This window comes from Exiguobacterium sp. s141, from assembly GCF_018618085.1.
GTDB lineage: Bacteria > Bacillota > Bacilli > Exiguobacteriales > Exiguobacteriaceae > Exiguobacterium > Exiguobacterium mexicanum_A.
The window spans coordinates 117,027-135,927 of sequence record NZ_JACSLJ010000004.1 but is presented as its reverse complement, the minus strand read 5'-3'; the positions used below and the strand labels follow the sequence as shown (position 1 = coordinate 135,927).

The window sequence follows — 18,901 nt, the reverse complement described above, 5'->3', positions numbered from 1 at the left end:
GTCACATCGTCTGCTTCATGTAGTAGATGACAAACTCATTGAGTGGCATCGGTTTCGCATAGCGATAGCCTTGCATCGAATCACAGCCGATTTTCCGTAAGAAATTCTCTTGATACTCGGTCTCGACACCTTCAGCGACGAGTGCCATCCCTAGTTGTCGGGCCATGGCGACGATCGTCGCGGTGACGGTTTGATACTCCCGGTTCTCTTCGAGTTGCATCGTGAACTCGCGCGGAATCTTTAACTCGTCAATCGGATAGCGGACGAGGTAGGCGAGTGAGCTGTAGCCGGTCCCGAAGTCATCGATCGACAGTTTGATGCCGAGCGCCTTGAGTTCGAGGATCCGTGTCAACACCCGGTCGGAATGGTGGGCGGCGACGGTCTCGGTCAATTCGAAGTTGAGTCGGCTCGGTTCGATTGGAAACCGCTCAAACAAAGTCGTCAAATACTCGATTAAATGTTCATCGAACAATTGACGGACGGAGAGGTTGACCGACAATTTCGGCAAATTGATTTCTCCTTGCTCGAAGGCGTACATCAATTGGAACGTCTCATGGATCATCCAGCGACCGAGATCATGGATGTGGCCCGTCTCCTCGGCGATCGGGATGAATTGGCTCGGCGGGATGAAGACCCCATCGCGTTGCCAGCGCATGAGCGCCTCGGCCCCGATGATGGCTTTCGTCGAGGCGTCGACTTGAGGCTGAAGGTAAAGCGAGATCTCGCCTTTTTCAAGGGCGGTGTCGAGCCCTTCCATCAACAGCTTGCGTTCTTCTTTATCCGCACGCAGCTCTGGCGCGAACAGGACGGTCTCATTACGTCCCTTGTCCTTTGCCTTGTACATCGCGAGGTCTGCGTTTGAGAGCAAGTGCTTGAGCGTCGATCCGTGGTCGGGATAGCGGACGATGCCAATCGACGCATGGATCTCGACGAGCGTTCCGCCCATAAAGTAAGGCGGGCGATAGACGAAGCGTCGCAACCGTTCGACTAACATCTCATCATCATCATGTTCGGCGACGACGATGAACTCGTCACCGCCGAGCCGTCCCGCGTACTCGTTCGGCAATAAGGCACCTCTTAGTCGTTTGCCGATGTGTTGCAGCAATTCATCGCCCATATGATGGCCGAACTGGTCGTTGATCTCTTTGAAGCCGTCCAGGTCGGAGAACATGAGCGAGAATCGTCGTCCTTCGGCGATGAGCCGTTCGATTTGTTCTTGCAACGCGTAACGGTTGTGTAGTCCCGTCAAACTGTCATGATTTGCTTGATAGTAGATTTGTTCTTGTTGCACGATCATTTGGGTGATGTCTTTGACGATGGCATAAATGCCTTCGACTTCCCCGTCGATAATCATCGGGATGTTCATCAGCTGCCAAACTCGCTTCGCCCCGTCCTCGGTGACGACATCGACGTCGAGCGTACGCGGGCGACCGTTCTTCAAATCATGCAATACGGTCGCATAGGCGGACCGGTCTTTTTGTTCGATGATATCTAATATGTTGGAACCGATGAGTGTCTCTGTGTCATGACCGAGCACCGAGCTGCCGGCCTCGTTTACGGACAACACTTCACCGTGAAGGTCGAACAAGAAAATCGGTTCGGCATGATAGGCGAACAGGGACCGATACTGTTGCTCCCGAATTTCAAGCTCATGTGCTTTCGTCGTCACTGCGACTTCGAGGTCGGTATTGACGGTATGTAAACGGTGACTGATCAATGCGTTTTGTTTGGCGACGACGAACTGACGGATGAGCAGCAACAAGACGGCGTTCGCCGTCATCGAGTCGAGCACAGATGTGCCGAGCAAACGATCCGAGGCGAGCATGAACAGCATGACGATTGCGCTATAGACGACGTAGTCGAACACGGAGTCATAGACGAGGGCATCTTCTCTCGATTCATCGAACACGTAGCTGATTGAAATGATAAAGATGCTACTCACTTGAAGCAGGTGCACCAACTCATGGCCGATGCCGTTGAAGATGAGCAATTGGTTCAAAATCGAGGCAGTCGTGAAGCCGAGAATGCCGATCAACAAAAGCACACGGAACGTTTGGCCGACCGAGGTGATGCGATTCAAGTACAGGAAGCCGAGCATCATGTAGAGACTAATCAACACCATCTGTTCTTCAAACCCGTTCAAATGAGCCGCATAACGTGCTCCGTCGTTCGAATAAACGAACAGATGCAACGCCCCAATCAACAGGAAGCTGAACAAGGCGAAGATGTCAAACGTTCGCAGTTTCAATGTCCGAATTTCAATCGATTGCGTGATGACAATCAGCGACATAATCAAATAAAAAAAGTTCTGAATGAACGGCATATGGTTGATTGTTGTCGATGCGCCAAAATGGTGTCCGACCAAATAAGCGATGAAGCAGACGTTGCCGGCGCTAATCAGTAAATGTATGTAGCGTCGCATCCCGCGATTTTGAAACACGGCCGTCGCGCTAAAGACGGTCGCGATGAGCGTGACCGCCGTGAAATAGACGAACAAACTTGTCTCCCTCAAGGCGTAAGGGGTGAACAGAATCAATAAAAGTCCGAGAAAAAAGGTCCCGACGAGCAAAGCGGGGACTGTTTGGCGCAACGAGTGGTTGGTCAACTCATGCACCTCCTTCTGTATATGTCTAAGAGGCCCACCATTATTATCGGATTGTTCATGCGTTTGTTACACAAAAAAATCGACAGCAAGTTGCTGTCGATTAAAGTGTATACGAATGCTCTTTGAAGTTACCGACGATCGAATCGATTTCGGAGACGGTGACGAACGCTTCTGAATCAATCTCTGAGACGATTTGACGCAGTTTTGGTATTTCGTTGTTCTGGATGACGACATACAACATCTTCTTCGAGTCGTTCGAGTAACCGCCGGTCGCGTCCATGATTGTGACGCCGCGTTTCAAGTTCTGCTTGATGACGAGGTTGATTTCATCGGCTTTCTTACAGATGATGAAACACTGCTTTTGCGCCGAGAAGAACCGGTGAATCGTCAACAACGTCCGCGACCGGACGAAACTGAGGACGAGCGCATACATGACCGCTTTAATGTCGAACGTGATGAACACGAGGATATAGACGATGATATCTTGTGTCAAAAAGATTTTCGGGAGTGATAAGTTCCGGTTGTTCGTATAAATGACTTTCCCGAGAATGTCGAGTCCTCCGGTCGAAGCGCCTGCGAATAACAGCAGGGCGAGCCCGAGGCCGGAAACGATCCCACTGAACACCGAGGCGACGAGCGGGTCATCGAGCGGGGTCGGCGGGATGAGCACGGGCAACGTATCGATCAAGATAGATGATAAGACGACGACGAGCCCGGTCATGAGAATGAACCGTTTCCCCAGATATTTAATCCCGACGATAAAGAGCGGGACATTCAACACGAGTTGCGTGAATCCGATCGGTGTGCCGAACAGCTCGTTGATGATCAAGGTGATCCCGACGATGCCCCCGGTCCCGATCTCGTTTGGTTTGAGCAATAAGCCGACAAAGATCGATTGTAGAATCGTTCCGGCGATGATGAACAAAGTCGTCTCGACGGCGATTCGTTTTCTTGATTTTGCGTACATAGATGATGGCTAGGCGCCATACGCCCCCTTTGAAATAAACTCACTCAAGCGTACTCCGATGGTGGAGGAATTTCAAGCGCCGAACGATTACAATTCGTTGTGGAAGCGGTCGATATCGCTTGCGAGCTGTTCATGCACGTAATCGATGACTTGAGCGTCATCGAATAAGCCGAGTGGGGCGTCGTCCGGAATCGCATCGAATGGGGATACGAAGTATAAGACGGCCGCAACGAGGGCATGTTGTTTGTCCGGCTGCATCTCGAACTGGTGATTATAGACGGCACGCAACATGTTGAGTAACTGTTTCATTTGGAAGTAGAGCGTCAGTTCTTCTTCTCGCTCGATATTGCTAATCTCGTTCGAAGCGACGTCGACCGTCACTTTAGCGAGAGCGAGTTCGCCTTGGACCAAGAGGTCACCTAATGTTTCATTGTCGGTATAGTCCTCGGTCGCGCTCGTTAAAAAGTGTGTGTACGTTGTTTTCCAATCTGACATGTATATTCCTCCTTCTGTCTTCATCTACTAATATGCCCGTTTTTGCGATTTGGTTGCAACTTTTCCGAAAATTTAAGAAAATAGAAATAAGTGAAAAAGGAGGAACTGTACATATGTCTACTGTAACCATGCCGACTGAGGCAGAATTTGCCCGCTACGCTGAGCTTGCCGTCAAAAAAGGCGTCAACATTCAGCCGGGCCAACAGCTCGAAGTCCGAGCTGATATTAGCCAAGCACCGCTCGTCCGTCAAATCGTGAAAGCAGCTTACGCAGCTGGCGCGAAACAAGTATATGTCAACTGGAGCGACGAAGAGACGACGAAAGTCCGTTACTTCAACGCCCCGGCGGATGCTTTCAAAGAATACCCGGAATGGCTCAAGGCTCGCTTTGAGCAATTGGCCGAAGAGAAGACGGCGTTCCTATCGATCGTCAGCGACGACCCGGACGCACTGAACGGCGTTGAGTCGTCACGCATCGCGGACTCGAACCGTGCTGCCGGCGTGGCGCTCGCGAAATGGCGCAAATATGTCATGAGCGACAATGTCAGCTGGTCAATCGTTGCTGGCGCTTCGGAAGCATGGGCGAAGAAAGTCTTCCCAGACCGTGAAGACGCCGTACCAGCCCTTTGGAAAGCGATTTTCGAAGCGACGCGCATGGACCAACCGGATGTCGTCGCGGCGTGGGATACGCATGACGCATCGCTCCGTGAACGCGCGACGTTACTCACGAACAAGAAGTACACGAAGCTCCATTACAAAGCACCGGGCACGGAATTGACGATCGGCTTGCCGAAGAAGCACGTCTTCCTTGGCGGCGGCGGTCCGAACATCGACGGTGTCGATTTCATCGCCAACATGCCGACCGAAGAAGTGTTCACGCTCGCCGATAAAGATTCGGTCGAAGGACACGTGTCGAGCACGAAACCGCTCAGCTATAGCGGCAACTTGATCGATGGATTCACGCTCTGGTTCGAAGGCGGGAAAGTCGTGAAGGCGGAAGCGAAACAAGGACAACAGGCACTCGATGAGTTGTTGAACCTCGATGAAGGGGCGCGTCGTATCGGAGAAGTCGCGCTCGTGCCGGACGACTCACCAATCTCGAACTCGGGTCTCCTTTTCTATAACACGTTGTTCGACGAAAACGCATCGTGTCACTTGGCGCTTGGACGCGCGTACTCGACATGTCTCGAAGGCGGACCGCAAATGTCAGCCGAAGAACTCGCCGAGAACGGTGCGAACGACTCGATGACACACGTCGACTTCATGATCGGCTCGGCCGAGATGAACATCGACGGCGAACTCGAAGACGGTTCACGCGAAGCCATCATGCGTGACGGCAACTGGGTCATTTAATCAAGCAAGAGACGAATCCCTTCGTGGAATTCGTCTCTTTTTTCATGTCAATTCATAGAGGAAGGCGAGGGCGTTCGGTAGCCGACGCCGCCACGCGATCTCATTATGGACGGCACCGGGCTCGACTTCATAGCGGAAGGCGATCCCTGTTCGCGCGACCGTCTCGACGAGTTTCGCATTCGTATAAAGGTAATCCTCGGGCGTGATCGGTCCGCTCGTCTCGTTCGTCCCGATGTCCATATAGAGACGCGCCGTCAAATCGGCCTGCTTCACTTCCCGAATGAGGGAGTCGAGATTAGCCCAAGCGGCTGTCGAGAGCGAGCCGACGCGCCGGATGGACGGATAGGCCGTCATCATATAGAGCGAGATGACCCCGCCCATCGAGCTGCCCATCACGCCGACGTCGTCTGGGTCGGTCGCATAGCGTTCATCAATCCACGGCTTCAACTCTTGCATGAGCCAGTCGGCGTAAGCACGCCCTTTACCCCCGAGCGTAGGCCGTGTCTTGGCGAGTTCCGGTCCAATCCGCCGGTATAGCATCTCATCCTCATAAAACGAATACTCATCGTAGCGGTCGAGCCAGTCTGGGGCACTCGCGATGGCGACGACCATGAGCGGCAATTGTAAGTCCTCGATGTGGCGGTCGATCGACCAACCTTCGCCGATCGTGGCGGTCTTGCCGTCGAACACGTTTTGACCGTCGTGCATATAGAGGACCGGGATCCGCTCGTCAGCCGAAACAAAGTCGGGACGATAGACACGGACGATTCGTTTCCGTCCGCGTGTCGTCTCGGTCGGTAACGTAAAGCTGAATTGCTCAAGCATATAAAGCGCTCCTTTCCCATCAACTGTCTCCATTTTGCCGGGTGGAACCGGGGAATGCAATCCGCGCACTTGACTACCTACCGTTCGTTAGGTAAGGTGGTGAGAGAGAAAGGGGACGATCTGTGATGAATACGAAACAACGAATCGAACTGGCGGCGCGGCGCCGGTTTGCGCTTGAAGGATATGAAGGCTTGTCGCTCGCCTCGCTCGCTGAGGATGTCGGCATCAAAAAGGCGTCGCTATACGCCCATATCGAAGGGAAAGAACAACTGTTCAAGCAAGTCGTCGAGGACATGGGGAACCGTTATGCACACATCTGGCAGGAGGCACGGGACGCTTCCGTTGACGCTGCGCCGCTCGAGCGGATCGAGGCGATCGTCGAGGCGTTGATTCGCTTCTTTGAAGAAGAGGAGACATGGATGCTGACGAAGCGGATGTTGCTCGTCCCACCGCCCGAGTTGCGATCATTCATCGAGACGACGCTCGGTTCGGTCGAGACGGAACTGCAAGCGTTCGAGAAAGAACAGTTTCGATTGGCGATGGAGCAAGGGGCGTTACCCGAACAGTCACTCGAGGACGTGTATGACGCGTACTATTGTTTTCTAGACGGGGCGCTTCTTTCGCTCTTCACGCTTGAGACGAATCGCGTCAAACGGCAACGGGCCGCATTCACGATTTTCAAGAAGGGAGTCGGTTGGACATGAAACAAGATCAACTAGCCTGGGTTTGGCTCGTGCTCGCCGGTCTGCTCGAAATCGTTTGGGCGACGACGATGAAGCTGTCGAACGGGTTCACGGTGCTCGGTCCGAGCGTGATGACGATTCTATTATTGATTGTGAGTTTTGGATTGTTGGCGATGTCGTTCCGCACCTTACCGGCCGGGACGGGGTACGCCGTCTTTACCGGCATCGGAGCCGTCGGAACGGTCATCGTCGGGGCGCTCTTGTTCGACGAGGCGCTCACCGGGATGAAGCTCGTCTTTATCATCACGCTTCTGATCGGTGTGGTCGGACTGAAACAAGTGACGGGAGGTGAGTCGGCATGAGTTGGGTATTTTTGATTGGTGCGGGTCTTGCTGAGATGATGGCCGTCTTTTGGATGGGTAAATCAAAAGGCTATCAGATTGTTAAATGGTCGATCTTGTCGGTCGGAACATTTGCCTTAAGCTTTTATTTGTTGTCGCGTTCGCTCGAGACGCTCCCGCTCGGATTGGCGTATTCGATTTGGGTCGGGATTGGGGCGGCTGGCGGGGTCGTGCTCGGCATGCTGTACTTGAACGAATCCCGGGACCGGTGGCGTATCTTCTTCTTATTGCTTATTATCGGAAGCGTCATCGGATTGAAAGTTGTCGCATGATCAGGATTAGCTTCGAATAAAAACGGGAATTGAATAGTTCAGACTGTGAAAGAAAGGGGCGGGGACGATGAGTCATATCAAACTGCAATCCGAGCGTCTACGACTCGAACCTTACACGATTGCTGATTTTTATTTCGTGAAATCGCTACTCCAAGATCCGCGCGTGATGCGTTTTATTAGCCCGGACGGAAAGCCATATACGGATGAACAGACGATCGAGTGGTTCGAGCGCCAGTTGGCCCGCTATCAGACGGGTCGTCAAACCGGGTTGCTTAAATTGATGTCGCATGAAAATGACGAGCCGATCGGTCATGCCGGCACGTTGCTCCATGAACTCGACGGCACGATTGAACTTGAAGTCGGATATTGGTTGGCGCCGAAGCATTGGCATATGGGCTACGGACGTGAGGCGGCGGCTCGTCTTATGCGTCATGCGTTCGAAGAAGGTGAGAAAGAGATCATTTCCTTGATTCATCCGGATAACGTCCCATCGCAACGAGTCGCGAAAGCGAACGGATTGCATTGGGACCGTGACACTGAATATCAAGGCATGCTCGTCTCAGTATATGCCGGTGATTTAGAGCGGTTATGCCGCCATATGAAACGGGAAAAAATGACGCGTTAAAAAAAGTAAAAAAGTTTTAAAAAACAGTTGCCAAGGCATTAGTTTCTTGATATATTAATAGTGTCCTTAAGAGAGGACACGACCTGATTCTGTAGCTCAGCTGGGAGAGCGCTACCTTGACAGGGTAGAGGTCGCTGGTTCGAGCCCAGTCAGAATCACTTGGGTGCCAAACCCGATGCGAAACCCATAGGAACGTGGGTTTCCGCGACGCCACTTCTTGCGAGAAGTGGCTTTTTTTTGTTTTTCTTTCAATTGACAGTCTACATAAACAGTTGGTATATTCCTCTCATTACATACAGAAACGGGGAATATTACAATGGCCTTAACCGGAACAATCGTCAACGCGGCGTTGATTGTGATTGGCACATTACTTGGACTTTTATTTCACCGCATCCCCGAACGAATGAAAGAGACGGTCACCGCAGCCATCGGTCTCGCCGTCGTCTTGCTGGGGATTCAAATGGGGATGAAGAGTGAGAACTTTTTAATCGTCATCGGCAGTCTCGTCATCGGGGCGGCGCTCGGTGAATGGTGGAAGCTTGATGAGAAGTTGAACGAGGTCGGCTATCAATTGGAACGCCGACTCGGCGGTAAGAGCAAGTCGAGTATCGCCGAAGGCTTCATCACGGCGACGCTCATCTTCGTCATCGGGGCGATGGCCGTCATCGGCGCACTCGACAGTGGATTGCGCGGGGACCATGATGTCCTCTATACAAAAGGATTGATTGACGGCTTCACGGCACTCGTCCTTAGCTCGACGCTAGGGATTGGGGTCATGTTCTCGGCCGTCCCGGTTCTCTTATACCAAGGAGCAATCGCCTTGCTCGCCATCCAAATCATGAAGTTTATCCCGGAATCGCTCATGGATGACTTTATTTTAGAAATGACAGCGACCGGCGGCGTCATGATCGTCGCGATCGGTTTAAATTTGGTCGGCATCACTCGGATTCGCGTCGCGAATCTATTGCCGGGGATTTTGATGGTCGCGGTCATCGTCTCGATTTTACATATCGTCCAATAAAAAATCCGAGAGACGCGATGCGTTTCTCGGATTTTTTCAATTCTTCGGTTGTTCGACTTCTTCTCTCGCACTTTCGCGAAGGGCAGAAGCCATGACGTCTGCTAAATCGCGCGAGCGAAGCACACCGACACCCCGATCGGTCGGACCGTCCGGCGCGGCCACATCTGCGATCAAGTCGTTCGTCGGCCGTGTCTCATGGAGGAGAAGCTCAGCTGATCCTTTCATCGCTTGGGCGACGATTTGACGGGCCGTCGTTTCGTCAAATCCTGCTTCCGTCAAGACCGGTGTCATCGACCCGACAATCTCGTAAAAGAAAGCGGGGCTGCAACCGGCGGCGGCCATAAAGGCCGACATCGTCTTCGCATCAGTCACAGCTGTACGACCAACACGCTCAAACAAAGCCGTCGCCTTTTCACGGACCGTATCATCGGTCTCGGGTCCGAACCAGAGCCCGGTCATCCCGTTTTGATAAGCCACTGGCGTATTCGGCATCGCGCAGACGGCAGGGAGACCTGACGCCTCTTCAATTTCGCTCGGTTCGATATGAGCCGCTACGGAAACGAGGAGCGGTGTGGTCCACGTCTTCGAGCTTACATATGGAAGCACTCCGTCCGGTTGCATCGCAAGGACGACGATGTCATACGCGTTGACATCCTCTTCGTCGACGATTTGCACGCCGAGCTCAGTGTGAAGTTCTGTAAGACGTGTCCGGTCACTCCGGTTCGTCATCGTGATTTGTTCAGGAGACAGGCCTGAGGCTAACCATCCGCGGACGAGTGACTCGCTCATCGATCCTGCTCCTACCATTAAAATATTCATAATCGTCACCTCTTCATATAGATTCGGTCGTGTACATGTTGCCTATCATAACAAATGATACGTCAAATAGCGCCTCTCGTGCTCAAATTGTAAAACAAAGGAAAAACGTGACACCGTCTTGTCACTGGATTGTCGCAGACGTCACGGATGACAAGTCGAACCGGTCGAGCTATCATGGCAGTAATCAATCAGGAGGCGATGAAACGTGAAACGAGTGTTAGTCCGGGGGATTCAAGGGTATCAACGCTTCATTTCTCCGTTGAAACCACCGACGTGTCGGTTTTATCCGAGTTGTTCGCATTATGGGATCGAGGCGATCGAGAAACATGGTGCACTCAAAGGTGGTTATTTGACGACGCGCCGGCTCATGCGTTGCCAACCGTTCCATTCAGGCGGGCTCGACTACGTGCCGGACGAGTTCGATTGGAAGGCGCCGTTACAACGTGAAAAACCCCCATCTCAGCGAGACGTCTAATCGACGGCTCGCTGTTTTAGATACAGCCCTTCTTTCTCTGACTTGTTTTATCACAATACTTTTGACAATCTTCTAAGTATTCTGAAAAAATAGAGATGTACTCATTACATACGGGGAAAGGGGAATACAACATGGGTCAATCGTTCAGTGAACTCATCGGTACGATTTCAAACTTTGTGTGGGGACCACCGTTATTGATTTTGCTTGTGGGGACAGGCATTTATTTGACGGTACGTCTCGGGGGAATTCAAATCACGAAGTTGCCTTACGCACTGAAGCTCGCATTCTCTAAAAATCAGGACAAGTCATCGAAAGGGGACATCAGTCACTTCCAAGCACTCATGACCGCGCTCGCGGCTACGGTCGGTACGGGGAATATCGTTGGGGTCGCGACGGCCGTCGTGCTCGGTGGGCCAGGCGCGATCGTCTGGATGTGGGTATCCGGTTTCTTCGGAATGGCGACCAAATACGCGGAAGCCGTGCTCGCGGTCAAATATCGGGTCACTGATGAGCGGGGACAAATGGCTGGGGGACCAATGTATTACTTGGAGCGCGGCTTGAAACAGCGCTGGCTCGCTGTCGCCTTCGCGGGGTTCGCTTCCCTCGCGGCGTTCGGGATTGGAAACGGGGTACAGACGAATTCGGTGGCGATGGCACTCCAAACGACGTTTGATGTGCCGATTTACGTATCCGGCATCTTGATCATGATCTTCACGGGTGCGGTCATCTTAGGTGGTGTCAAATCGATTGGACGCGTCGTCAGTTACTTCGTACCGGTCATGATCGTCTTTTATCTCGGCAGTGGATTATTGATTATGATTATGAACTATACGCTCATTCCAGATGCGATTTCACTCATCTTCAGCAGCACGTTAAGCGCCGAGGCAATTGGTGGAGGAGCGATCGGGGCGGCGATTCGTTACGGGGTGGCCCGCGGCGTCTTCTCGAACGAGGCTGGTCTTGGATCGGCCCCAATCGCGGCGGCAGCGGCCAAGACGGATATGCCAGGACGTCAGGCACTCGTCTCGATGACGCAAGTGTTCCTCGATACGCTCATCGTCTGTTCGGTCACAGGGATCACGCTCGTCATGGGCGGACAAATCGGGTCGGGGCTCGAAGGGGTCGCGTTGACGACGGCGACGTTCGAGCAATTTTTAGGGCCGGCTGGCGGATATATCGTGACAATCGGCCTCGTCATGTTCGCCTATTCGACGGTGCTCGGATGGTCGTATTATGGAGAACGTTCGATTCACTACTTGTTCGGCCAGAAATCGATTATTCCGTATCGCATCGCCTTCGTCCTCGTGGCCGGACTCGGCGCGATGACGACGAACCTCAACTTGGTCTGGGCCCTTTCCGATGTGTTTAACGGTTTGATGGCCATCCCGAACTTGATTGGTCTGCTGTTCTTGTCGGGTGTCGTGATCGCCGAGACGAAACGGTTCAATCAGCAACTCGAGCTCGAAAATCGAAATCGAAAAGCATCTTAACGAAACACGCCACCGTCTTCAAGGAGACGGTGGCGTGTTTCGTTTGCGGACCTCTTCGAGTCGCGCTTGCTGGAGGTGGTCAAAGACTTTGGTGATGAAGCCGACCATGATGCCGACACCAGTAATGACGTAGCCGATTGTGAACACTTTACCGAGATCGGTCGTCGGGACGAAATCCCCATAGCCGATTGTCGTGAGCGTGACGACGCTGAAATACAAGGCGTCAAGCCAACGCATGTCCTCGAACCGTGAATAAAATAGTGTCCCCGAGATGATGGTCAGAAGGGCGAGACTGAACATCACTTGAAACTCAGCGTCTTTCAGACCGCGCCAGATTCCGCGAAACATGCGACGAAATGTCAAAATAAATGAGAGCATTCGCCCGCCTCCTTTCTTTATAGGTTTGTTCGCTAATAACAGGGGAACATCCTCTATAGAAAAGTTGGAAAGGATGATACATCATGACACGACCGATTCCGAAAGAACAAGGGCTCGACCATAGCTTGGCGTTCCTCCGGGAGGGCTACTTGTATGTCCCGAACCGCAGAAAAAGCTTTCAGTCAAACCTATTCGAAACGCGTTTGCTTGGGGAGCGAGCAATCTGTCTCGGTGGTGCCGAGGCAGCCGCTTTATTTTATGACGCGGACAAATTCGTTCGGCAAGACGCGGCACCGAAGCGGTTGCTGAAGACGTTGTTCGGGGAGGACGGGGTGCAGACGCTGGACGGTGCGGCGCATGCACATCGAAAAAAGATGTTCATGTCGCTCATGTTCCCAGGAAATATCGAGCGCCTGACGAGACTTGTCAGCCGTGAATGGGAACGAGCGCTCGATGCGGCCGAAGACGAAACAATGCTCTATGGTATGGCTCAAGAAGTCCTCATGCGGGCCGTTTGTGAATGGGCCGGGGTCCCGCTCGGCGAGCATGAAGTGAAACAGCGGACGGATGAGATGCGGTTGTTGTTCGAATCGGGGACGGCCCTTGGACCAAAGCACATACGTGGACGGGCGGCCCGGTCGTCGGCCGAGTCTTGGGTTCGGAAGATGGTCGAGGAAGTGCGGACGAACCGGTTGCTTCCGAACGAACAGACAGCGCTGTATGAATTTTCATGGCATCGTGATGAGGCAGGGGAACTGCTTCCGGCCGATGTCGTGGCGGTCGAGGTGATCAATATTATACGACCGACCGTGGCGGTGTCGATTTACGTCTTGTTCACTGTGCTCGCGTTGCATCAGTTTCCTGGGGCTCGTGCCCGGTTGGCCTACGGCGAGACGGATTCGACATGGTTCGTCCAAGAAGTCCGGCGCTTTTATCCGTTCTTCCCGGTGACGGCCGCGCGCGTCAAGCAGGACTTCGAATGGGATGGGTTTGTGTTCGAGCAAGGGACGCTCGTCTTGCTCGACTTGTATGGGACGAACCACGACCCCTCGCTTTGGACGGAACCCGAACAGTTCAATCCAGACCGGTTCAAAGGGTGGACCGAGAGCCCGTTCACGTTCATCCCTCAAGGTGGCGGGGATGTGGATTTTGGGCATCGCTGCGCTGGGGAACATGTGACGATTGCCATCATGCGTGAAACGATCGACGTGTTCTTGAACCGCTATCGCTATGAGGTACCGTCTCAAGACCTTAGTTATAGTTTTGTGGACTTACCGAGTTTGCCGAAAAGCGGGCTCGTATTGAAACAGATTGAACGCAAATGAGTCGCCGAGAGGCGACTCATTTTGTGTGCAAGGCTAACCGTTTCGTGATCGGTTGGATTGTGATGTTCGTGTCGACCATACGGTTATCCCGTTTCGGTTCGTCGGTTCGTTCGATTTGCCATGATGTGTCATGCAACTCTTTCAAGCCGAGTGCGATGTCATAGAGGGAATGGCTCGGGTTGCCGTTCAATTGATACAGTCCCGGCCCACGTTTCGTCAAAATCTCGAACAAGGCGTCCGCCGTATCTTCTAAAAACGAGCAGGACGGGTACCAGTGTGCGCTCGCGACGATTATACCGTTTCGCTTCATCTCGGTCTCGAAATAATCCATCATATTGTTCGAACCGGGACCGTCCCCGATTTGCCAACCGAGGCGGACGATTTGGGCACCGGGATTAGTCCGGGCGATGGTTTCTTCACACGCCCGTTTATAGGCACCATATTCATCTGTTGCATCGGGCGGTGTGTCCGGGGTGATTGGTCCCGTCACATCGTCGGAGAAGACGGAGACGGTGCTCGTGAAGAGGAAGGGGATTTTGTATTCCCCGCATAGACGTGCGAGCGTATCGGCCCATTCGACGGCGCCCATGCCAATATGAAGAAAATAAGTCGGGCGGACCGATTCGATAAAGGCTCGCATCTCAGCCTCGTCAGATGTGGACACTTTCGTGCGGTCCCACGCGACCGGCTCGATGCCGTGCCGCTTTAATGTACGGGCGACGACAGGGGCGACCGTCCCGTTCATGCCTGTCAAAATTGCTTTCATTACTTATTCCTCCCTTCTGTTTGTATCATCCCACACTTCACTGTCCGACAAACCCTTTGAAAGAAGCTTTGTGCTAGACTGATGGGTGGAGGCGATAAAGATGAATATTCGAAAAGCGACACCGGATGACAGCACGCAAATCGCACCGCTCGTTTACGCGGCGATTCACGAAATTGCGTATTCGTTGACCGGTACGTCAGACCAACAACAAGTACTCGAACGACTCTCGATGTGGATTGGTCAGCCCGGAAACCGCTTGAGCTACGAAAACGTTTGGGTGGCGGAAAACGAGACAGTGATGGCGGGCATTCTGATTGCCTACCACGGGGAACGGGCATCGCAGTTGGATGAACCGATCAAGACGTGGCTCCGGACCCAAGGGCAACCGGACACGTTAGACGTCGAAACCTCAGGGGATGTGCTCTATATCGATTCGGTCGCTGTCGACTCGTCGTTCGGCGGCCGTGGGATTGGGACGAAACTGATTCAACAAGCGATCGACCATGCCCGTGAGATAGGCATCCCACAAGTCACGCTCAACGTTGACCAGACAAATCCGGCAGCCGGGCGGTTATATGAGCGGCTCGGTTTCAAAAAAGTGAAAGAAATCGATATCTCCGGAGGACGGTTTGATTATATGGCGCTCGCGCTTTGAATGAACCGTCAATCGGTCAATTATCAGTCTTAAAACCGATGCAAAATGATTGCGACTCGGCTATACTAAATGCTTGAAATGAATCAGTAGCGAAAAAGGAGATCATGTATGGAATGGAAAAATATCCTGCGCGGCATCGCGATGGGGACGAGTGACTTGATTCCCGGTGTCAGTGGTGGGACGATTGCAGTTATTTTAGGAATTTATGACCGGTTGATTGAAGCGATCAGTGGGATTTTCAGTCGACATTGGAAACAGCATATCTTGTTCTTGATTCCGCTCGGGATCGGGATGGCGAGTGCGATTTTAGGTCTTAGCCGCGTAATCGAATTTTTGCTGCTTGAATATTACGAGCCGACCCAGTTCTTTTTCATCGGGTTGATTCTCGGGATAATCCCGTTGCTCCTGTTTGAATTTCGATCGCGTGCGGTCATGCGTCCGGTACATATCGTCGCCATGGCGATCGGGGCCATTCTTGTGGCGAGCATGGCTATCATTAAACCGGCGGATACGGCCATCATTACAGAACTTTCCACAAGCACGGCGATCCTGTTGTTCTTCTCAGGATGGCTCGGAAGTATGGCCATGTTGTTACCAGGGATTAGCGGCTCGTTCGTCTTGCTTCTCATCGGGGTCTATCCAACCGTCATCAGTGCGTTATCGAACTTGAATATTCTCATCATCGGTATCGTCGGTCTTGGGGTGGCGGTCGGTTTCATCGTCAGCAGTAAAGTGATCCGCTATTTGCTCGGCCATTTTCCAGGCATGACGTTTTCTGTCATTTTAGGCCTCGTCATCGGCTCGCTCGCGGTCGTATTCCCGGGTCTCCCGGACACGACGCTCATGTGGGTGCTCAGTATCCTCTCATTTGGAGCAGGCTTTATGATCGTCCGTCTGCTCGGACGCTTCTCTGTATAAAAAAACATGCACGACCGTCATCGATTGACGGCGTGCATGTTTTTGGTTTATTCAGCGATTGTTGCTCAATAGATGAACGGGATCAATCGTTTACGCGATTTGGCCCACGTTCGATACGCGCTCCCGAAATGAGAGGTCAGCATCTTCTCTTCGATATGAATTCGCCATAACAGCGCTAAACCAATCGAGAATGTGCCGAATAAGGCGATGCCCCAATGCGTGAAGTAAAGTGAAAACCCGAGTGTGATAAACAAGAGCCCTGTGTAGAGCGGGTGACGTAAATAGCGATACGGCCCCGAACTGACGAGTTCATCCTCGGGACGGACGACGACGTGACGGGTGAACTGATGGCGCAACTGCCCGATGCCCCAATAGCGGAGCGACACTCCGGCTACGTAGCAACCGAGTCCGAGCAGACGTTGGGGAAGCGGTTGACGTACATCTGTCCAGACGGATAATCCGATGGAAACCGCGAACACGATGACCATGATCAATGAAACGATGTAAAAACTGGCGTGCTCACTGGCGCCGTCGGTCGGCTCGGACCGATTTCGGTAACGCCAAATTTCATATAGCCAAGCGACTGAGATGAGAATGAAGAACCCGTCTAACCAATCCATAGCGTGCCTCCTTTCTCAGTATCTTCCACTCAATACCCGCGTCTTCCTCCCCAAAAACGCACGCTGAATGAAAAAACGTCTCGCAATATGCGGGACGTTAAGTAGTGCTCAGCCGATTAATACGCGTTGGTAAGCAGTGCTGCGGCGACCTGTTTGTCGTGTTTCACTTCGTTTGTCTCTTCTTTGATCAAGTGATACGTGAGACACATCGGCTTCTCGGTCCGCGGGTCGCGACCGATGATGGCATCGATGTGGAATACTTGTCTGAGGACGAGCGGACAGATGACTTCTTCGGCCGTTCCTGTCGCGAGTACTTCGCCGTCTTTCATCGCGACGATGTGATCGGCAAAGCGAGCGGCCTGATTCAAGTCGTGGAGGACCATGACGATGGTTCGTCCTTGGTCTCGATTGAGCGTCTCGAGCAGTTCGAGTACTTCGAGCTGATGGGCCAAGTCGAGATACGTCGTCGGTTCGTCCAAGAAAATCAAATCGGTCTCTTGGGCGAGCGCCATCGCAATCCATACACGCTGACGTTGTCCGCCTGAGAGGGCATCGACGCTGCGGTCTTTATAGGCGAGCGTCCCGGTCACGTCAAGCGCCCAATCAATCACTTCATGATCATGTTTCGAAAGGCGGCCAAATCCGGATTGATAAGGGAACCGGCCGTAGGAGACGAGTTCTCCAACCGTCAATCCGCCGGCACCTTCTGGCGTTTGCGGCAGGATCGCCATTTTTCGGGCGATCTCTTTCGTGTTACATTTGGCGATGTCGGCTCCGTCCAAATGGACTGAACCGTTAGACGGAGAAAGAATCCGGGTCATCGCCTTCAAGAGCGTCGATTTTCCACAGCCGTTCGGTCCGATGATCGTCGTGATTTTATGGTCGGGAATCGACAAGCTCAATTGTTTTACAATCGTCTTGTCGCCATATCCGACCTCGATATCTGTCGTATGTATCCGTGACATGATGGATTCCCCTTTCCGTAGATGACGCCCGTGATAATGATTCTCAATATCGAATCTACTATAGCAAGTGCCACACAGCGTGTCAATGTTTGTTTGATGTCAAAATAGATTGTCGACAGGCGTGTTTCAAGGTATAGTGAATGAGAATGAGAATCAATGGCGCTGGAGTTTCAAGGAAGGGTGAGGGCGATGAGCGAACAAGATGTATATGATGTAACGATTATTGGGGGCGGACCAGCCGGACTATATGCGACGTTTTATAGTGGGCTTCGTGGGATGAAGACGAAATTGATTGAGTTTCAACCACATCTCGGCGGCAAAATCCATGTCTATCCAGAGAAGATGATTTGGGACGTGGGCGGGGTCACACCGACGACCGGTGCTCGCCTTATCGAACAATTGGTGGAACAAGGCTTGACGTTTGATCCGACCGTCGTGCTCGGAGAGAAAGTCGAATCGATGACGAAGGACAACCAAGGCCATTTCGTACTCGATACGACACATGGACAGCATGTTTCCAAGACGGTCATCGTCGCGACAGGAAGCGGCATCCTACAACCACAGAAAATCGATATCAGCGGGGCAGAGCGCTTCGAGGTCTCGAATTTACACTATACGGTCAAATCGCTCATGGCGTTCAAAGGAAAGACAGTATTGATCTCAGGGGGCGGCAACAGTGCCATCGACTGGGCCAATGAGCTCGAACCGATTGCTGAGCGCGTCATTTTAACGTACCGGAAAGAAGCGCTCAAGGGACATGAGTCACAAGTCGATAAGTTGCTTTGTGGCCGTGTCGACTGTCGGTTGCATACGCAAATCGAAGACCTCATCTCTCGGGATGGGACGACGATTCATGCGGTTTCGCTCGTCGATTGCGGGACGGGGGAACGTGATCTCGTAGAAGTCGACGAAGTCGTCATCAACCATGGGTACGAGCAGGATACGGCGCTGCTCGGTGATTGCGAGTTACAAGTCGAGATGGTGGATGGTTTTTACGTGAAAGGCAATGCGAGCAGCGAGTCATCGGTGCCAGGTTTATATGCAGCGGGCGATATCTTAACGCATGAAGGGAAAGTCCATCTGATTGCGGGTGCTTTCCAAGATGCGGCCAATGCCGTCAACCGTGCAAAGACGTTCATCGATCCGGACGCCACGAAAGCGGCGATGGTGTCCTCGCACAACGAACGGTTGAAGACAAAAAACCGTGATATCATCGAGCAGGCATTACAAAAGCAGTGAGGGGC

The 18,901-nt window shown here is 52.6% G+C and carries 21 protein-coding genes and 1 tRNA gene; 13 read left to right on the top strand and 9 right to left on the bottom strand.

Translation table 11 applies throughout. The annotated features are described in order from the left end of the window. Position 1: 1 nt before the first annotated feature. The 3 genes from KNP74_RS10690 to KNP74_RS10680 form a co-directional block, all read right to left on the bottom strand. Positions 2–2,605, bottom strand: coding sequence for a putative bifunctional diguanylate cyclase/phosphodiesterase (locus tag KNP74_RS10690; protein WP_251130154.1), 2,604 nt, complete (start codon positions 2,603–2,605; stop codon positions 2–4). A gap of 100 nt (positions 2,606–2,705) precedes the next feature. Further along, positions 2,706–3,572 carry a YitT family protein gene (locus tag KNP74_RS10685; protein ID WP_214764247.1) on the bottom strand — a complete coding sequence of 289 codons (867 nt, stop codon included), beginning with the start codon at positions 3,570–3,572 and terminating at the stop codon, positions 2,706–2,708. 87 nt (positions 3,573–3,659) lie between these two features. Next, positions 3,660–4,067, bottom strand: a complete 408-nt coding sequence (locus KNP74_RS10680; RefSeq protein ID WP_034781220.1) for a YkvA family protein — start codon at positions 4,065–4,067, stop codon at positions 3,660–3,662. Positions 4,068–4,180: 113 nt separating this feature from the next. Between KNP74_RS10680 and KNP74_RS10675 the strand changes: the two genes are divergently transcribed. Next, positions 4,181–5,419: an aminopeptidase gene (locus KNP74_RS10675; RefSeq protein WP_200860057.1), complete on the top strand. Its 1,239-nt coding sequence runs from the start codon at positions 4,181–4,183 to the stop codon at positions 5,417–5,419. A 42-nt stretch (positions 5,420–5,461) separates the two neighbouring features. Here the strand turns inward: KNP74_RS10675 and KNP74_RS10670 are convergent, their stop codons facing one another. Beyond that, entirely contained in the window at positions 5,462–6,277 is an 816-nt protein-coding gene (locus KNP74_RS10670) for an alpha/beta hydrolase (RefSeq protein ID WP_251130153.1), read from the bottom strand. A gap of 92 nt (positions 6,278–6,369) precedes the next feature. Between KNP74_RS10670 and KNP74_RS10665 the strand changes: the two genes are divergently transcribed. From KNP74_RS10665 to KNP74_RS10640, 6 genes are all read left to right on the top strand, one after another. Then, positions 6,370–6,948 carry a TetR/AcrR family transcriptional regulator gene (locus KNP74_RS10665; RefSeq protein ID WP_214708893.1) on the top strand — a complete coding sequence of 193 codons (579 nt, stop codon included), beginning with the start codon at positions 6,370–6,372 and terminating at the stop codon, positions 6,946–6,948. Next, positions 6,945–7,289: a DMT family transporter gene (locus KNP74_RS10660; RefSeq protein WP_167491846.1), complete on the top strand. Its 345-nt coding sequence runs from the start codon at positions 6,945–6,947 to the stop codon at positions 7,287–7,289. Before KNP74_RS10665 ends, KNP74_RS10660 begins: the two co-directional genes overlap by 4 nt. Beyond that, the gene (locus tag KNP74_RS10655; RefSeq protein ID WP_021065258.1) at positions 7,286–7,600 is read left to right on the top strand and encodes a DMT family transporter; all 315 of its coding nucleotides are present in this window, start codon (positions 7,286–7,288) and stop codon (positions 7,598–7,600) included. The genes KNP74_RS10660 and KNP74_RS10655 overlap by 4 nt, the downstream gene beginning before the upstream one ends. A 67-nt stretch (positions 7,601–7,667) precedes the next feature. Then, on the top strand, positions 7,668–8,225 hold the full coding sequence (locus KNP74_RS10650; protein WP_214764246.1) for a GNAT family N-acetyltransferase: 558 nt from the start codon (positions 7,668–7,670) through the stop codon (positions 8,223–8,225). 85 nt (positions 8,226–8,310) lie between these two features. Next, a tRNA-Val gene (locus KNP74_RS10645) sits at positions 8,311–8,383 on the top strand. 158 nt (positions 8,384–8,541) lie between these two features. Further along, positions 8,542–9,246, top strand: a complete 705-nt coding sequence (locus KNP74_RS10640; RefSeq protein ID WP_214764245.1) for a DUF554 domain-containing protein — start codon at positions 8,542–8,544, stop codon at positions 9,244–9,246. Between the two features lie 36 nt (positions 9,247–9,282). On the opposite strand, the gene KNP74_RS10635 is transcribed toward KNP74_RS10640, so the two are convergent. Continuing rightward, the gene (locus KNP74_RS10635; protein ID WP_138859976.1) at positions 9,283–10,065 is read right to left on the bottom strand and encodes a pyrroline-5-carboxylate reductase family protein; all 783 of its coding nucleotides are present in this window, start codon (positions 10,063–10,065) and stop codon (positions 9,283–9,285) included. Positions 10,066–10,270: 205 nt separating this feature from the next. Between KNP74_RS10635 and yidD the strand changes: the two genes are divergently transcribed. Together yidD and KNP74_RS10625 are read left to right on the top strand one after the other, a co-directional pair. Further along, on the top strand, positions 10,271–10,540 hold the full coding sequence (yidD, locus tag KNP74_RS10630; RefSeq protein ID WP_034781204.1) for a membrane protein insertion efficiency factor YidD: 270 nt from the start codon (positions 10,271–10,273) through the stop codon (positions 10,538–10,540). 131 nt (positions 10,541–10,671) lie between these two features. Next, a complete protein-coding gene (locus KNP74_RS10625) occupies positions 10,672–12,030 on the top strand; it encodes an alanine/glycine:cation symporter family protein (protein ID WP_214764244.1) in 1,359 nt (452 codons plus the stop codon). 18 nt (positions 12,031–12,048) lie between these two features. Here the strand turns inward: KNP74_RS10625 and KNP74_RS10620 are convergent, their stop codons facing one another. Further along, the gene (locus tag KNP74_RS10620; protein WP_214764243.1) at positions 12,049–12,408 is read right to left on the bottom strand and encodes a potassium channel family protein; all 360 of its coding nucleotides are present in this window, start codon (positions 12,406–12,408) and stop codon (positions 12,049–12,051) included. Positions 12,409–12,491: 83 nt separating this feature from the next. On the opposite strand from KNP74_RS10620, the gene KNP74_RS10615 reads away from it, so the two are divergent. Beyond that, a complete protein-coding gene (locus KNP74_RS10615) occupies positions 12,492–13,733 on the top strand; it encodes a cytochrome P450 (protein ID WP_214764242.1) in 1,242 nt (413 codons plus the stop codon). Positions 13,734–13,749: 16 nt separating this feature from the next. On the opposite strand, the gene KNP74_RS10610 is transcribed toward KNP74_RS10615, so the two are convergent. After that, a complete protein-coding gene (locus KNP74_RS10610; RefSeq protein ID WP_214764241.1) occupies positions 13,750–14,499 on the bottom strand; it encodes a sugar nucleotide-binding protein in 750 nt (249 codons plus the stop codon). A gap of 100 nt (positions 14,500–14,599) precedes the next feature. Between KNP74_RS10610 and KNP74_RS10605 the strand changes: the two genes are divergently transcribed. Continuing rightward, positions 14,600–15,154 carry a GNAT family N-acetyltransferase gene (locus tag KNP74_RS10605; protein ID WP_138859970.1) on the top strand — a complete coding sequence of 185 codons (555 nt, stop codon included), beginning with the start codon at positions 14,600–14,602 and terminating at the stop codon, positions 15,152–15,154. Between the two features lie 108 nt (positions 15,155–15,262). Then, a complete protein-coding gene (locus KNP74_RS10600; protein ID WP_138859969.1) occupies positions 15,263–16,072 on the top strand; it encodes a DUF368 domain-containing protein in 810 nt (269 codons plus the stop codon). Positions 16,073–16,137: 65 nt separating this feature from the next. Here the strand turns inward: KNP74_RS10600 and KNP74_RS10595 are convergent, their stop codons facing one another. Together KNP74_RS10595 and KNP74_RS10590 are read right to left on the bottom strand one after the other, a co-directional pair. Continuing rightward, positions 16,138–16,692, bottom strand: a complete 555-nt coding sequence (locus KNP74_RS10595; RefSeq protein WP_034781189.1) for a methyltransferase family protein — start codon at positions 16,690–16,692, stop codon at positions 16,138–16,140. 116 nt (positions 16,693–16,808) lie between these two features. Beyond that, positions 16,809–17,657, bottom strand: a complete 849-nt coding sequence (locus tag KNP74_RS10590) for an ABC transporter ATP-binding protein (RefSeq protein WP_138859968.1) — start codon at positions 17,655–17,657, stop codon at positions 16,809–16,811. Positions 17,658–17,846: 189 nt separating this feature from the next. Here KNP74_RS10590 and KNP74_RS10585 point away from each other — a divergent pair, with 189 nt between their 5' ends. Continuing rightward, entirely contained in the window at positions 17,847–18,896 is a 1,050-nt protein-coding gene (locus KNP74_RS10585) for an NAD(P)/FAD-dependent oxidoreductase (protein ID WP_034781187.1), read from the top strand. Positions 18,897–18,901: the final 5 nt, after the last annotated feature.

What these genes read in the sequence shown, in the direction of transcription:
- KNP74_RS10685 (WP_214764247.1), bottom strand. Translation starts at nt 3,572, where the DNA reads ATGTACGCAAAATCAAGAAAACGAATCGCCGTCGAGACGACTTTGTTC.
- KNP74_RS10680 (WP_034781220.1), bottom strand. Translation starts at nt 4,067, where the DNA reads ATGTCAGATTGGAAAACAACGTACACACACTTTTTAACGAGCGCGACC.
- KNP74_RS10675 (WP_200860057.1), top strand. Translation starts at nt 4,181, where the DNA reads ATGTCTACTGTAACCATGCCGACTGAGGCAGAATTTGCCCGCTACGCT.
- KNP74_RS10670 (WP_251130153.1), bottom strand. Translation starts at nt 6,277, where the DNA reads ATGGAGACAGTTGATGGGAAAGGAGCGCTTTATATGCTTGAGCAATTC.
- KNP74_RS10665 (WP_214708893.1), top strand. Translation starts at nt 6,370, where the DNA reads ATGAATACGAAACAACGAATCGAACTGGCGGCGCGGCGCCGGTTTGCG.
- KNP74_RS10660 (WP_167491846.1), top strand. Translation starts at nt 6,945, where the DNA reads ATGAAACAAGATCAACTAGCCTGGGTTTGGCTCGTGCTCGCCGGTCTG.
- KNP74_RS10655 (WP_021065258.1), top strand. Translation starts at nt 7,286, where the DNA reads ATGAGTTGGGTATTTTTGATTGGTGCGGGTCTTGCTGAGATGATGGCC.
- KNP74_RS10650 (WP_214764246.1), top strand. Translation starts at nt 7,668, where the DNA reads ATGAGTCATATCAAACTGCAATCCGAGCGTCTACGACTCGAACCTTAC.
- KNP74_RS10640 (WP_214764245.1), top strand. Translation starts at nt 8,542, where the DNA reads ATGGCCTTAACCGGAACAATCGTCAACGCGGCGTTGATTGTGATTGGC.
- KNP74_RS10635 (WP_138859976.1), bottom strand. Translation starts at nt 10,065, where the DNA reads ATGAATATTTTAATGGTAGGAGCAGGATCGATGAGCGAGTCACTCGTC.
- KNP74_RS10625 (WP_214764244.1), top strand. Translation starts at nt 10,672, where the DNA reads ATGGGTCAATCGTTCAGTGAACTCATCGGTACGATTTCAAACTTTGTG.
- KNP74_RS10620 (WP_214764243.1), bottom strand. Translation starts at nt 12,408, where the DNA reads ATGCTCTCATTTATTTTGACATTTCGTCGCATGTTTCGCGGAATCTGG.
- KNP74_RS10615 (WP_214764242.1), top strand. Translation starts at nt 12,492, where the DNA reads ATGACACGACCGATTCCGAAAGAACAAGGGCTCGACCATAGCTTGGCG.
- KNP74_RS10610 (WP_214764241.1), bottom strand. Translation starts at nt 14,499, where the DNA reads ATGAAAGCAATTTTGACAGGCATGAACGGGACGGTCGCCCCTGTCGTC.
- KNP74_RS10605 (WP_138859970.1), top strand. Translation starts at nt 14,600, where the DNA reads ATGAATATTCGAAAAGCGACACCGGATGACAGCACGCAAATCGCACCG.
- KNP74_RS10600 (WP_138859969.1), top strand. Translation starts at nt 15,263, where the DNA reads ATGGAATGGAAAAATATCCTGCGCGGCATCGCGATGGGGACGAGTGAC.
- KNP74_RS10595 (WP_034781189.1), bottom strand. Translation starts at nt 16,692, where the DNA reads ATGGATTGGTTAGACGGGTTCTTCATTCTCATCTCAGTCGCTTGGCTA.
- KNP74_RS10590 (WP_138859968.1), bottom strand. Translation starts at nt 17,657, where the DNA reads ATGTCACGGATACATACGACAGATATCGAGGTCGGATATGGCGACAAG.
- KNP74_RS10585 (WP_034781187.1), top strand. Translation starts at nt 17,847, where the DNA reads ATGAGCGAACAAGATGTATATGATGTAACGATTATTGGGGGCGGACCA.